This is a genomic window from Streptomyces sp. PsTaAH-137 (assembly GCF_003259365.1).
Lineage (GTDB): Bacteria > Actinomycetota > Actinomycetes > Streptomycetales > Streptomycetaceae > Streptomyces.
In genome coordinates, this window is sequence record NZ_QLLY01000036.1 from 1 (window position 1) to 13,316 (window position 13,316).

13 protein-coding genes and 1 pseudogene are annotated in these 13,316 nt (G+C 62.3%); 6 read left to right on the forward strand and 8 right to left on the reverse strand.

The features are described 5' to 3' along the window. Positions 1-234, reverse strand: a 234-nt coding sequence (locus K377_RS39860; RefSeq protein ID WP_146614841.1) for a transposase, incomplete at its 3' end; no start/stop codon positions are given. Positions 235-280: 46 nt separating this feature from the next. Here K377_RS39860 and K377_RS39865 point away from each other — a divergent pair. Then, positions 281-979 (forward strand): annotated as a pseudogene (locus tag K377_RS39865) (tyrosine-type recombinase/integrase); the annotation flags it as partial. A gap of 68 nt (positions 980-1,047) precedes the next feature. Here the strand turns inward: K377_RS39865 and K377_RS41480 are convergent. Next, on the reverse strand, positions 1,048-1,902 hold the full coding sequence (locus K377_RS41480) for a hypothetical protein (protein WP_146614842.1): 855 nt from the start codon (positions 1,900-1,902) through the stop codon (positions 1,048-1,050). Continuing rightward, on the reverse strand, positions 1,874-2,683 hold the full coding sequence (locus K377_RS41485) for a nucleotidyltransferase domain-containing protein (protein WP_146614843.1): 810 nt from the start codon (positions 2,681-2,683) through the stop codon (positions 1,874-1,876). The genes K377_RS41480 and K377_RS41485 overlap by 29 nt, the downstream gene beginning before the upstream one ends. Before the next feature lie 485 nt (positions 2,684-3,168). Between K377_RS41485 and K377_RS39870 the strand changes: the two genes are divergently transcribed. Then, positions 3,169-4,089 carry a phosphotransferase family protein gene (locus tag K377_RS39870; protein WP_111668547.1) on the forward strand — a complete coding sequence of 307 codons (921 nt, stop codon included), beginning with the start codon at positions 3,169-3,171 and terminating at the stop codon, positions 4,087-4,089. Between the two features lie 36 nt (positions 4,090-4,125). Here K377_RS39870 and K377_RS39875 read toward each other — a convergent pair whose 3' ends face one another. Together K377_RS39875 and K377_RS39880 are read right to left on the reverse strand one after the other, a co-directional pair. Beyond that, the gene (locus K377_RS39875) at positions 4,126-4,398 is read right to left on the reverse strand and encodes a hypothetical protein (RefSeq protein WP_111668548.1); all 273 of its coding nucleotides are present in this window, start codon (positions 4,396-4,398) and stop codon (positions 4,126-4,128) included. Positions 4,399-4,474: 76 nt separating this feature from the next. Then, positions 4,475-5,719: a hypothetical protein gene (locus K377_RS39880; protein ID WP_181512764.1), complete on the reverse strand. Its 1,245-nt coding sequence runs from the start codon at positions 5,717-5,719 to the stop codon at positions 4,475-4,477. A gap of 397 nt (positions 5,720-6,116) precedes the next feature. On the opposite strand from K377_RS39880, the gene K377_RS39885 reads away from it, so the two are divergent. Genes K377_RS39885 through K377_RS39895 form a run of 3 tightly spaced genes read left to right on the forward strand, consistent with a single transcriptional unit; the run spans position 6,117 to position 7,272 of the window. Next, entirely contained in the window at positions 6,117-6,674 is a 558-nt protein-coding gene (locus K377_RS39885; RefSeq protein ID WP_111668550.1) for a bifunctional DNA primase/polymerase, read from the forward strand. Continuing rightward, positions 6,667-6,966, forward strand: coding sequence for a hypothetical protein (locus K377_RS39890; RefSeq protein WP_111668551.1), 300 nt, complete (start codon positions 6,667-6,669; stop codon positions 6,964-6,966). The genes K377_RS39885 and K377_RS39890 overlap by 8 nt, the downstream gene beginning before the upstream one ends. 3 nt (positions 6,967-6,969) lie before the next feature. Beyond that, entirely contained in the window at positions 6,970-7,272 is a 303-nt protein-coding gene (locus tag K377_RS39895) for a hypothetical protein (protein WP_111668552.1), read from the forward strand. Between the two features lie 206 nt (positions 7,273-7,478). On the opposite strand, the gene K377_RS39900 is transcribed toward K377_RS39895, so the two are convergent. The 3 genes from K377_RS39900 to K377_RS41490 form a co-directional block, all read right to left on the reverse strand. Then, on the reverse strand, positions 7,479-7,931 hold the full coding sequence (locus K377_RS39900; protein ID WP_146614844.1) for a hypothetical protein: 453 nt from the start codon (positions 7,929-7,931) through the stop codon (positions 7,479-7,481). A 475-nt stretch (positions 7,932-8,406) separates the two neighbouring features. Then, positions 8,407-9,465: a hypothetical protein gene (locus K377_RS41935; RefSeq protein WP_161195034.1), complete on the reverse strand. Its 1,059-nt coding sequence runs from the start codon at positions 9,463-9,465 to the stop codon at positions 8,407-8,409. Between the two features lie 1,011 nt (positions 9,466-10,476). Then, a complete protein-coding gene (locus K377_RS41490) occupies positions 10,477-11,496 on the reverse strand; it encodes a hypothetical protein (RefSeq protein WP_146614846.1) in 1,020 nt (339 codons plus the stop codon). 792 nt (positions 11,497-12,288) lie between these two features. On the opposite strand from K377_RS41490, the gene K377_RS41495 reads away from it, so the two are divergent. Continuing rightward, positions 12,289-13,128: a hypothetical protein gene (locus K377_RS41495; RefSeq protein ID WP_146614847.1), complete on the forward strand. Its 840-nt coding sequence runs from the start codon at positions 12,289-12,291 to the stop codon at positions 13,126-13,128. The last annotated feature ends 188 nt before the right edge of the window (positions 13,129-13,316 follow it).

A 13,316-nucleotide genomic window follows, 5' to 3' on the forward strand; every position in this document is an offset into this window, starting at 1 on the left:
GGTCCACACAGTGAACCGGCGAAAGGCGGTCACACCCGACAGGCCGAAGCCGGGAGGCAGTTGGTTCCAGGTGCACCCCGAGGTGGCCACGAAGATGATCGCGGCCAGCACCTCGCGGTCTCCTCGGCGACGATGTCCTCCGCCTTGCGGACGCTCCGGGGCCGGCGGGACCACCCGTTGGAACAACTCCCACAGATCATCCGGCGCCAACCGTTCGACAAGCGCAGCAGCCATCACCCCAGCCTGCCGCAAGATCACGCCAACTGAAATGGCGTCTAAAGGCGACGTCGTGGATCCCCGTGTCTTGGTCAACACCGTCCAGGGCGAGCAGCTCCTCACGGCCGTCTCCTACGTTGGGTCAGTCCATCGAAACCGAGGTCGCCGACTCATCGCCTTCTTCGGCTGCCAGATGTACGCGGCGCTACGGCCGGCCGAGGCAGTCGGGCTCAGGAAGAAGGATTGCTACCTCCCCGAAAAGGGGTGGGGGACGCTCACGCTCAAGGAGACCCGGCCAGTGTCCGGCAAGCGATGGACGGACTCGGGGCAACGCCACGACAAGCGCGGGCTCAAGTCCCGCGAGCCCAAGGCGGACCGCCCCGTCCCGATTCCTCCGATGCTGGTCGCCATGCTTCGCGCGCACATAGCTGAGTTCGGCACAGCGGAGGATGGTCGACTCTTCGCCAACGAGCGTGGCGCCGTGCTCGGCACATCCAGCTATTGGAGGGTCTGGCAGGAGGTCCGGCCGATCGCCCTTCCGCCAGACAAGGTGGAGTCTCCACTTGCGCACAGGCCGTATGACCTGCGGCACACCTGCATCACGAATTGGCTGAACGCGGGTGTCCCCGTAGCCGAGGTAGCTCGTCGAGCGGGTAACTCACCCGAGGTAATCCATCGCCGCTACGAGGGCTGTATCGACGGCCACGAAGAGGTCAACAATGCGAAGATTGAACGAGCTATGGGGTGGGTCATGGAAGTGTAAATAGTCAGATAAAGGTGGCCCCCTGAGGGGTGGGATCTCTCGGGCGGTCACCACAATTCGCGCTTCTGCTATGTAGGGTCTGCCCGTCTAGCCCAAAGGCCATTCAGGCGATCCTTTTCGCGGTCATACATCCATTTAGGAATCGGAGGTGCCCCGGCCGTGGTGACTCGATAGTCGCCGAAGATGGCAAGGATCGTCCCAAGCTTGCTGTCTCTTAGTTCCTCCTCCGAGAGCGAGGCAAGTGAGTCGAGGCGTCTGTCGAGGCGCTCGCTTTTGGTTTCGGCAGATTTCCAGGACCGAACTTCGCCGAATTGAGTCAGTGCTGCACCGGACGCTAGGACAGCCACCAGGATCCGGGCGAGAATAAGGTTGCCGTCTCCGGAGGTGAGCGGGATCGCGGTTAGGATCATGGCGAGCATTGCCCCGGAAAATACCCAAAGGAGTCGAGCGTAATGGGTCGCCGTCTTCTGGTATTGGTGCATGTTCCAGAAGGCGTTTTCCTGGAGGTTGTCGCAAAGTCTTCGCAAGCCAATCGGCGCATTGCTCGCGTAGTAGTCTGGTGTGGCTGGCTCTGTTGTCTGGCTGGGTACACTAGGGGTGACGCGACTGAGCCATGTGTTGAGCTCAAGCCTTTCCGCCGGGGTGCCTAGCGCGTTTAGCGAGAGTCCGTGCGTCCTCCCCTCTTCGCCAGCACTGTGGAGACTGCCAGCCTTGTCTCGCGCTAGCCATGAGCTCACCTGTACGGCAAGAGCCAGCAGGGCGGGGATGTAGGTGTACGGGTTTGAGATGAAGATCGAAACTGTGCTCAAGGCGAAGGTTACGATGGGGAGCCTGCGACTCCACTTGTAGTATTTATTTGCCTTAAAGAGCTGATCATCTGCCAGGCCGATGACCTCAAGTGATGATAGTTGTGAATTCGTCACCGAACACCCTCCCCCAGAGCTCGCTTGATTTATTGAGATCGCCCGAGGTCTGCTTGTCGTAGGCATCTCGGGCTAGCCGGTTAAAATTCAGCAACGCCGCCTGCGTTGAAGGTCCACCGTCGATTTGGGTTCTGAGGGAATCAGAAAACTCGACTACTGCTCGCGAGAGTTCTGGAATCGCCCGAGGGAAAGCCCTGTAGGCGGCAAGCTCGATCTCGTGAGATGGAAGCGGCTGGCCGTGCGTTTTGCTCCACCACTTGCATAGGCGAATCAGGCGCTTGAAATCTTCCCCGAGTAGCTTGGTGGCCTCTCGAATTCTCCTGTTCTGCGTTTCAGGTGCGTATATTTCCCATCCGTCCTGGCGGGCGGTTGGGATCCGGTAATATTCGTCGCCCTCGCGGTTGATTCCGAGGCGTACTGAGACGAGGACGTCGACGACTCCGCCGTCCAGATGTGTGACACGGACAGCGTTCTCGGATACCTGCACGTCTGGTCTGATGCCGCGTAGCATCTGCGCAATGCTGGAGACCAGTGCTGCGGGTTCGGATTGGGTAAGTTGATCCTCGGGTTCGATGACGGCCACGATGTCAACATCCGAAAATTTTCGAATGGCTGTAGATCTGACCATCGATCCCGTGATCAGACACTCTCGCACTTCAGGTCGCCGCTCGATTTCTCGCGCGAGACGCTGCCCCTGCTGTAGGGCCTTTTGTTTCTCGCTGTCTGAAAGTGTGATGCGCTGGAGGAAGGCCTCAAACTGATATGTGATGTGGTCCGTCATTTTGAGAAGAGCATTCGAGTCCCGTGGCGTGATGCTTAGATGCGGATCGCACCACAGTGTGCCGCACGACGGCGCCCGACACGGTGGCTTCCGCGGTTCGATCGCGGGCAGTGCAGCCGACGTTGGTTGCACCGGGTGGAGGGCTGGGCAAGTGATGGGCGCTGGCTCCCTCAGACTTCCACTCGTCACTCACTCGCGATCAGCGACGCACAACGACAAAGACCCGGACTCAGTAGGACTGAGTCCGGGTCTTTGTGTTTGGCACTTTCGCTGGTCAGCGTCTTGATCACGCTGTCCTAGCTGGAGTGCCCCCGGCAGGATTCGAACCTGCGCACACGGCTCCGGAGGCCAGAGGAGCCGGGGAGCGCATCTGCCCTCTGACCTGCGCGAGGGAGTCCCCGCCGGGGCTTATGCCTCATGATCATTACGCCCCCATTACGCGGGCGACCTGTCAGCCTCCGCCCGTGCCCCGTATGGTCGTTGGCATGATCTCGGGCAGCGACGGCGGCGACGATACGGGGTTCACGGCCGAGAGCACGGGGCGAATCCTCCAGGATGCCTGCCGCTCCGCCGGCCTCGACCCGACCGGCGCCGAACTCCTCCGCCTGGGCTCGAACGCCGTCTACCGCCTCGCCTCGGAACCGATCATCGTCCGCATCGCCCGAGACCCCTCCGTCCTCTCCGAGATGGAACGCGCCGTCGGTGTGGCCCGTTGGCTGGAGCGCTCCGACTTCCCCGCGAACCGGGTTCCGCCGCACGCCACTCAACCGGCTGTGCTCGGCGGCCGCGTGGTCACCTTCTGGGAGAGCGTCCAGGACCACGAGGAATACGCCACCGTGGGCGAGCTGGCGGACCTCCTGCGCCGCCTGCACTGGCTGGAGGAGCCCGAATCCCTCGGCCTCCCGTACTTCGACCCACACGCCAAGCTGGCGGCCTCTTTGGACGGTCTGGACACCGTCTCGGGCCCGGACCGGGAGTTCTTGGAGGAGCGTGCGTCAAGGCTCGGCAAGGAGTATGACCGCCTGGAATTCGTTCTCCCCTTCGGGCTGATCCACGGCGACGCCAACATCGGCAACATCCTCCGTCACCGAGACGGCCACGCCGTCCTGATCGACCTCGACGGCTTCGCGCTGGCGCCGCGCGAATGGGATCTGGTCCTCACCGCCATGTACTACGAGCGGTACGGCTGGCACACCGCCGAGGAGTACCGGGACTTCGTCTTCCGCTACGGCTTCGACCTGATGAACTGGCCCGGCTACGAAACCCTCGCTGATCTCCGCGAACTGATGATGGTCGCGTGGGTTGGCCACCAGGCGAAGGAAAGCGAGCGTTCGGCCGCCGAGTTCCAGAAGCGCCTTCACTCCCTCAGGACAGGCGAAGGACGGAGTACCTGGGGCCCCTTCTGAGCCTGCCGGATGCCGTCGCGAGACTGACGGACCGGGTCATCGTGGCCGCTGCCAGGTGTGGCCGAGGATCATGACGCTGACGGCTATGGCCAGCAGCCACACGGCATGAGCGCCGAATGCGGCAACAGCGAGCAGAGCACCTGCACCCCAGATCCGGGGGCGCCGAACCGTGTTCTGTAGCAGCCGTCCGGGTGCCTGGCCCTCCACGAGAGCGTGAGCGCCGAGCACGAACAGGAGAATCACCAGCAGCACCTCGGCAATGTGAGGCAGCAGCGCCAGCCAGTCGCTCGCACTAATACGCAGGACCATGCGCCCCCCTTGGCGTGCCCTGAAGCTATGGCCTGTGTCCTCCCGCTGGCCCCGCCGCGGGACCGGTCGGCCGTAGTCAGCGGAGGCCGCTCTCCGCCGTCACCCACAACCGGTGCTCGCGCACCTGCTCCGCGAATGCCCGAGACACAGCGTTGTCCCCGGCCGTGAGAAGGTCCGCCCGAAACTCGGCCAGATAGCTCACGCACCGCGCCGACTTCAGGTTCTCCCCGAGATCCAGCGCATCCACAGCCACTCGGCACGCCTCCTCGATGTCGCCGGCGCGAAGGTGAGCGTCGGCGAGCACCATCGTGGCGAAGAAGTCGCTTCGCACGTGGCTGCCGCTCATCGCGTTCTCGGCGTGCGCGACGGCCTGGCGGGCGCTGTTCACGTCCCGGAAGCAGTGCGCGGCCTCCGCGGCCAACTCGGCGGCGTCGAAGTATGTGATCCACTCCGGCTCGTCCTCCGCGTTACAGCTCTCCAACGCACGTGTAGCGGCCGTCAACGCGGATTCGCAACCCCGCACATCGCCGGTCCTGGCCAGCGCGCGTGCCTCCATGGCGTGGAACTGGGCCCGAAGCGTCGGCGTAGCCACCGCAGAGATCCCCATGAGCGCGGCGCGGGCGAGAGTAGCCGCCTCCGTGTACCGGCCGAGGAAGGTGGCTTGGTGGCTCATCGCCGAAAGGATGCTTCCGGCAAGGCGTCGGTCGTTCCCGTCCTGGGCGAGCCGGAGGGCCTGGAGGAAGTAGCGCTGTGCGAGTCCGTGATGGCACGCGTCGTACGACATCCACCCGGCGAGAAGTGTCGCCTCTGCCACTGTGGAGTAGAGCGCACGTCCCACCGCATCGCTGTAGCTTCCGCGCAGTAGGGGAACCACGTCCGTGCTGAGGTACTGGATCACGGAGCGCCGAGCGTGGTCGCCTCCGAACCGGTCGTCGAGCTGGGCGAACATGTCGGCCGTGGTCTTCACCGCGGCTACGTCGCCGAGCCCCACTCGCACAGCCCCCGGGCGCCCTGACCGGGGCGCGGGTCCCGGGGCGACCAGCCACCGTAAGGACGCCTCGTTCCACGCGGGCTCGGATGCTTCGGCCTGCAACAGCGGCTCGTAGCGGTTCAGGTCCGCCGTCCACAGCCGTTCCACCGTGCCGATCGCGGCATCGGGGCTGTCTGGATAGCCGGCGTCGAGAAGTACGGCGTCCCGGCTCCCGTCCTGCTCCATGCCCAGCGCATCCGGCCCGAGCCCGAACGCCTCCGCGAGCAGCGCCCCGTAGAACGCGTCGGGGGTGCTGTGTCCGTTCTCCCAACTCGCGATGCGCCGCTTCACGCTCTCGTCGGAGGGGAGTTGGTGTCCGCGCGCGGTTGCTACCCGCCGCAACTCACGCACCAACCGGAGCTGACTCCAGCCGCGTTCGGCTCGCGCACGGCGCAGACGCTCGTTGACCGGACCCATGGCAGACGTGTCCCCGCCTCCTCGACGCATTGCAAAGGGGTGGTGCGTGGTTCTTGCCCATCATGAACGTACGTGACGGAACAGACCTGTTGGCACAGGCGAACGGAATTCAATCGACTCCATTCGCGGATGACGAGGGGTGACGCACCCTCGTCCCACACGTCACCCCTCGTCGTCTCTCGTCATCTGCCCAGCTCAATGCCCGTACCAGGAGTGTGGAACCACCGCGCCGCAGGACAGTGCGACGGCGGAACCGAGGTGGGGAGAAGACGTGCAGACGATGACCAGGAGAGGCATCGAGTGGCTTTCGGCAAGCGCCGACGACCCGGTGACGTGTCGAGCACACTGGGCCGACGACCCGCGCCAGCCGACGATGCTCCACACCGGACGCTTCTTCGACGTGGTGTCCGTCGGACAACGCCTCGGCCTGGAGACCTTCGACCAGATGTGCCGCCAGGGTTTGCCCTGCGGTCCGGCGATGGTGGATCGCGCGGCCCAACGCGTCGGCTTCTTCCTCGGCTCCAACAGCCGTGACGGATTCGCGCACCTCGTCAACCGCGAGAGCACCAAGCCGCTGGCCTACCGCTATCTCGGCGCGAACGCGGTGGTTGTCGTGCCGGGTCCCATGCCGCTGACCGGTGATCGCTACGAATGGCTCCGCGCACCGATCCGCCGACTGGAAGCCAACCCCCTCCGGCCGATCGCATTGGCCACGCTGCTCGCCGCCTCGGCCGAACTCCTTGCCCGCGTCGACCACTACGGGGAGCGTTACCGCTCTCCCGCCGATGCCCTCGCGACCCATCCTGAGGAGCCGAGCACCGGTGCATGACGAACCGTCCGGCCGCGTCGATGCCGCCCGCTGGTCCCCGCTCGACAGCGATGGCTGGTACGCCGCCCGCAACGCCACCATGGCCCTCCGGGACGCGTTGACCAGTGCCGGCCTCGACCACGACTTCCCCTACCTGCGGGCCGACTTGAACGCCTTCGGCCACGGCCTGGTCGAACTGGGCCGGGTCTCGCCGAGCACAGCCGAGCACCTGGCGGAACTGCTGCGGCTCGGCCTGTCGAGCCCCGCAGATCCCCGCCCAGACACCGCGACCGACCACACCCCGGGGGAGTGAGTCATGACCGACCGACACGGAGTCATCGCCCCACGCGCCGAGAACCTGAACACCGGCGTGAACTACGTCCGCGGCTGGGCGGAGGGCCGGCGCAGCGCGGACAACCTCGCCCAGCAACTCGCTGCCCTCGGCCTAGAATCCGACTTTCCCGGTCTCCGGGCCGATGTGAACGTGCGCGGCGACGGACTGGTCCGCCTCGGCGCTATCCGCCCGGAAGCGGCCGAGCTGCTGGCGCAGCTCATCTGCGCGGGAGCGGAGGCGAAGGCCCGGCAAGCAGCCTCGCTAGCCCCGGCTGCTCCCCGCTGAGCGGCCCCGCACTTCATCGCGATCACAAGCCAGGTGGCCTGCCGCCCGGCCGGGACCGGCGCCCCAGCGCCGCAGCCCGGACGGACGGTAGGCCACTTTTGCTGTGCTACGGCGTTCTGCCGCGTTTGCTGAGGCGTCGGCTCGTTGGTCCGCTGTACTGGTTGGGGGAGGCGTTCCCTATGGCTCCGGGCTGTGGAATGTCCTCCTCAACCTTCTTGGAACTCGCCCCGTATGAGCTCGCGGAACTGCTCGACAAGTTGTTGCATGAAGGCCAGGTCGTCGGCTTCTGTGGCTGCTCGCCATTCCTCCAAGAACTGGCGGGCCTCATTGCTGCCGAATGCGTGCACAGAGATGAGGGCCTCCATACTCATCTCAATGCGTTTGGTCTTCGTCCAGTACTGCTCGACCTCATCCAGCTTGTCGGTCTTACCGGTCTGCTCGTATCTGAGGCGGCGCACGTCGAGGACAGCTACACGGAGCGCTGAGAAGTAGGCGTCACGCCGCTGGATACGCAGGTAGCTGCGCCGCTCGGCTGTTTGTGATCGGTCAACCATTCGCTCTGCGTGTGCTCTACCTTGTGCTCCCGCGAGCCACGTGAAGACGACACCGAGGGCTCCTGAGACGCCCGTGACCACAGGGGCAATCCACTCTGCTGCCATGCACTCATCGTGCCCATATGGGGCGACGCCCAAGACGTCCCTCTCGGTGCTAACCACCGTTTGCGCAGTAGTGACGTCACCTGTGAGGTGCTGTCCAATCGCCCTTCCAACACGCTTTCCAACTGTGTTGGGGGTCTTGGAGGCCTCGAACGGGGCCGTTCACCTGCGTTCATGGGCGGCCGGTGTTGGGGGCGACCACCGCCTCCGGTCCCGTCTGAACGGCCGTGTACGGCGCTGAATGAGACGGAAAATGAGACGGGCGGCGGGGTCGGGCTCGCTAGCATCGTGGCTGTTGAAAGGGGAGTCATGGCACTGGTCCGCAAGGGATCACGACGGATCGTTGGCGACGACACGGCCTACCGCTGGCGGCTGCGAGGCAGGCCGACGTACTTCCAGGGCCTGGTCGCCGTGCACGTTCGCGGTCGAGTACGCGGACACTCCAGGAGCGACGCCATGTGACGCAGTTGCCAGAGTTTCAAAATGGCGCTTCTTTTTCCATCTCCAGCAGGCGTTGAGCCTCGGACTTCATTCCAGCGTCGTTGAGTATGAGAGAAAAATCCGCGTGCTTTCCCGCGGGTACCGCTGTCAGTAGATAGTGCAGCGCCCTGTGTGATTCGAGTCCCTGAAACTGCTCCCTTTTCAGGCAGTCGATCAATCTCAAGAGTCGATGCGGTCCACCCTGCGATCCTGCATGTAGAATGAGTTCTCGATCCCCGAGAAAGGATTCAGGGATAGCTCCAGCAGTCGCTAATGCTATTTTGGGCCATGCGTGCATGCCGATATTCTCTGCGAGTTTATCGGCGTCCTCCTTCAGGGTGGCCCCGCGCAGCGCTCGGAGGACGTCGGCCAGATCTGACCTGGTACCCCCTGGCCAGTCACCTTTGCCGAGGATGGCGTCGACGAAATTGTGTGCATACCAGAGGCTTAACTCCCCGTCGGCCCTGCGAAGTGCGACCAGAAGCTTGGGTATCTCGGCAGGGTGCTGAGTCAGCAGGCAGGTTTGGAAGTATCGGTTGCCAACATCTTCGGGGCCGTCATCGGCTATGGATTCGAGGATTTTCACTATCTGGCCTGGGGGTGCTTGGGCGGCCATGTTGAGGAAGCCTTGGTAATCCATACGTGCGTGGCCGAGCGCCACGACGACAGTTGGAAGCCACGTTTCTAGGGGCTGGCCTGCGCCCTGTCTTGCGATATTTGAAATATCGTCCATACCGGCGTTGATGAGAGGCGGGATTAGTTCCTCTAGATCAGATGGTTCGCCGGTCTTCCGATCCTGAGTCGCTTTAGGGTCTCCATCTGGCGGTTCAACAGCACGCCGATTTATGGGCGCCCTGAGGTGTGCTACCTTTTCTTGCCAAATTTGCTCGTCAACATCTTCAGGGGGAAGCGGAGCGCCGATCGAATGTGCGTAGTCGGCGCATGCTCGAACAAGAGCTAGCACCTGGACCATTTTCAGACCACTAGTTCCGGAGAGCTTGTCCTGAATAGAGGCCCGGCTCATCCTTCTACCTTGGCGATGGGTGAGCTTCTCCAAGTCTCGCAGCGAAGGGTTGCCAGCCCGGACACGCAAGCGAGCCAGCTGTTTGGCCAGAGAGTCATCAGCCATTGCCCCGCCCCGTCTCGTTGTTCGTTGCAGCCGCGTGTCCAGAGTCGTCCAGCATCGGCCACAACTGTCCAGCTCAGTTCCGTCCAGACTAGGGCGCGGTGAGCCGAGTGTCCGGAGTTCACCAGGAACGTCCGAGGTACTGGTGGACAACTGCGACGCACAGCTTCCCTTGGAACGTGTCCCCATCACGGACGCGTTGTCGGACAGTGAGAGGAGCATGGAACCAGTGGATGTGACCATCACGCTCTGGGTTCTGGCCGGCTCGGGCGTGGCGAGCGTGGCATTGTTCGCTGCGAAGGGCCTTCTTGATCAACTACCCGGAGTCTTCGAGTCTTGGCGTGCTGCGAAACGCGCGTGGCGAGGAGACCCGCCATCAGTAGTGGAGCTTCACTGTCCAACTCCCACCCCACCGCAGGTGAACGGCCCCTGAGCAGGTAAATCGGCCAGAGGCCAATGCTCGCCTGCTGCCCGGGAGCGGCCGCGAATACATGGTGGTCTCCGCCCGGTCAGACACAACTGGGCATGGTGTCTTCTGATCCGTAGCTCTATGCAGAGAGGTCACTGAAGGCCAAAACAGCCGTGCAGTGGTCCTTGACGGACCATGTTGAGCGGGGCCGGCCGCTGAGGTTGCGGTACTTCCCTGCTGTACGACAAGACCGAGGTTGAGGGGATGCGGCTGTACAGCGGAAGTCAGGGGAACAGCTCAGGTGCCGGGCACATCGCCAGCGGTTCCTCCGGCTGATCAGCCCATCCCCACCAGAGGTGACGGTCCCGACAGTGCCAGAGTGCTCGACATACGCGCCCGCCGTCGTCCTCACGCCAGGAGAGCACAAGACCCACTGGACTTCGTCGGGTGGCCGCACTCAGGACAAGCCGGGGCCTCGTCGGTCATGTCGCGCACCCTTGACCAGTCGATCGTTCGAACGGCACCGAACCCAGTCAGCGTCGCTGTCCCAAGTGAGTACGGGCATCGACCACAAAGAGGGACCATGCCATTTGATTTCGAGTTTTCCTATCCCTGATCCATTGAATTGCACTGAGGGTGCCACCCAAAGCGCTACCCAAGCCAGGATGGATCAAATTCCCCGCAGTCCCGATCGCTGCAGCGCCAACGGTGTGAATCTTTCCCGTACCGCCGAGATATTTTTCAAGGCTGTCACGGGCATGCTTGAGTGCTAGATTCTCAACCTCTTTGGCAAGGGCAGCCAGATCATTCGCCGGGCGTTCTAGTAGGCTCAAATACTGGCGAAATTCTGCAACTCTGGGATGAGAGCGCAGCAACTCAACGCTCTCATGATAAGCACCCTTCGGGCCAAGGAAGTCTATCGTTTTTACGGTGGTGATATGCTCGGCCGCCTCAATTCTCCACTGTTCGAGCGCTCCTCTATCCAGAGTTGACGGAATATCTGAGATTGAATGCGCTGCAGTGAAAGAGTTCATAATTACCTCCAACTGCATGTCTAGAGCTGCCGCAACCCCGATGTCTGTGATCAAGTTGCGCTCGTCAGCATTTCCCATCCCCATGCCCAGTGCGCCGCGACCGTGATTGTCCGGTGCTAGATCGAATTTAACTGACTTCCGAAGGGATTCGACCGCAGATACGTAAACGCTGGGTTCGTTTTGGTTTCTCGTATCAATTTCGGGCAGATCGAAGCGTTGCCAGTATTCTGGGCTTCGGCACCACTCTCTGTACAGCTCATCGTACTGCGAGCGTGCAGTCTGCGCTCGGATTAGCAATTCCGGATCATCCGTAACAAATTTTACATACTCAATGTCGTGTAGAGCTAGCGGGCAAGCCTCGCGCGAAAGAAACCAAATCTCGTCGTAGCAAATAAGTAAGCCCATTGTGTTTTCAAGAATCGGGTTAGGGATGTCTGCTTCACTCTCACTGCGTTGCCTGATTGGGTTCCCGTAGTCGTAGCATAGTGGCGTTGAAAGTCCAACGAATGCCCTTTTCATGGACTGCTCCTGACTGGGTAACCCGTTAGTCGATGCCAGTGTCGACGGGGACCGATCGCCTTAGCCCCGTCTGCTGACTCTGCCAGCAAGCCCCTGTCCAAGAGAGCAACTTGAGGAAATTAGGGGGCAACGCATCAGGTAGTCACTCGCGAGGCGCGGGACTTGCGCCAGCTAAGTTCTCCGGGCGCAGGCATGGCTGCACTAGTGCCGCAGATTGAACGCGGTGACCTGGGGTCGTCGGGTTGGACACCTGTCACTGGCGGTCACCGCTGGTCGCTGTTGAGCGTCCTCAGACGGCCCAGCGACGGCCCGAAACTCACGGTTCGCCATGCCCCGACCAGCTAGCATCGCGGCAAGTCCAGGGGATGGGGGCTCGCCATGGCGATCGGCCGCAAGGGTTCGCGACGCATCGTCGTCAGCACGACTAACCGCTGGCGCCTGCGCCGTCGGCCGACCTGCAACCAGACTCTCCGTGATCGGACGTGCACGTACGCGGTGCAGCACGCGGACAGCCCCTGCACGACCTTGGCCAACACCACGGAACAGCCCCATGGCAGGAACTGCTTCGGGGCACCCGCAGTGCTGCCCCGCGATGTCAGCCCCGCCATCGCATCGGCCCTCGTCCAGGGCTGGCACCTTATGCCGAACCGATCAGGGACCTTCGGCGCATCATCGGTGCTTCCTAGCTAGGGCGGGCGTGCGCGAAGGGCGTGAGCCTGGAACGAACGAGGTGTCGGGTCATGGCAGACCTCTGGATTCGGAAAATGACTGGGCAAAATTCAGGAGAATCCGATGAGTGGTTCAAATTCCGAGACAGATCCGCTAGCCGCAAAGGTACTGGCGTGGCTATCGACGCAGGGATATCCCCTAGAAATGAGAGTGGCCCAGAAATTACGAGACAATGCCATAAGATTCATTCAGTCCGAGTTCTATCGGGATTCAGAATCCGGCGACCTTAGGGAGATTGACCTCAGCATTCGAATCCAACTGCGGGATCACGAGGAGGAAGTTGTAACGCCATACCTCTGCCCAGTCATCGAATGCAAGAGCTCTCCAGGCAAGCCATGGATCCTCTTTTCGGGGGGAGTTGAACTGCACGACTCTGTGAAAATTGCCCAGCGATACGTGCTGGATCGAGCTTGGAAGCACTGGAGCAATTTTGCTAGCCAAGCCACCAAGGGGCGGGTTACATCAGGGCCTTGGGCCCATCACTTTCCGCTATTTTCCTATAGTGATCCGCCTGCCTACTCTGCTGTTCGGACCAGCTTGGGAAAGAACAGGGAGGATGCTGCCTATGCAGCCATGACGAGTGTAACGAAAGCGGCCCACAGCATAGCGAACCAGTACACGATACGCGGAAACACTGCGTACCAGATCGCTGTTCCGATAATTGTAGTCGACTCTCCGATTTATTCCTGCAGATTGGGAATTGATGGAGATCTCGAAATCGAGAGGGTGACCAAGGGGACCGTTGTCTGGCGGAATAAAGTCCCTGGCAATAGCATGCCGCACGCGATCATTACCATAATCTCGGAGGAAGCGGTGCCGGACTTCTGCGCTGATCTAAAAGGGACGGCAGAATCGCTCCGGGGCTACTTCAAGCGCTTCCCCTGGCATGATCGCCCCACTTGACTCTTCAATTCGGTGGGACGCGTAATGACGATGCGCCTTAACCCACCACTCCCCCCGCTCCCATCCCGTCCGCCGTCGACCCACACACCGTGGAGCGGGCGTGGTTCATGGCGTCCAGGTGGAGCGCGCCACTGTACGAACGACCTGGACGCCATGGGCCGCGTCTGCTCGGCTCTGCCTGGGTCGAC

Excerpts from the sequence above, each read along its gene's own strand:
- K377_RS39900 (WP_146614844.1), bottom strand. The coding sequence starts at position 7,931 with ATGGCAGCAGAGTGGATTGCCCCTGTGGTCACGGGCGTCTCAGGAGCC.
- K377_RS39870 (WP_111668547.1), top strand. The coding sequence starts at position 3,169 with ATGATCTCGGGCAGCGACGGCGGCGACGATACGGGGTTCACGGCCGAG.
- K377_RS39895 (WP_111668552.1), top strand. The coding sequence starts at position 6,970 with ATGACCGACCGACACGGAGTCATCGCCCCACGCGCCGAGAACCTGAAC.
- K377_RS41495 (WP_146614847.1), top strand. The coding sequence starts at position 12,289 with ATGAGTGGTTCAAATTCCGAGACAGATCCGCTAGCCGCAAAGGTACTG.
- K377_RS41485 (WP_146614843.1), bottom strand. The coding sequence starts at position 2,683 with ATGACGGACCACATCACATATCAGTTTGAGGCCTTCCTCCAGCGCATC.
- K377_RS39875 (WP_111668548.1), bottom strand. The coding sequence starts at position 4,398 with ATGGTCCTGCGTATTAGTGCGAGCGACTGGCTGGCGCTGCTGCCTCAC.
- K377_RS41490 (WP_146614846.1), bottom strand. The coding sequence starts at position 11,496 with ATGAAAAGGGCATTCGTTGGACTTTCAACGCCACTATGCTACGACTAC.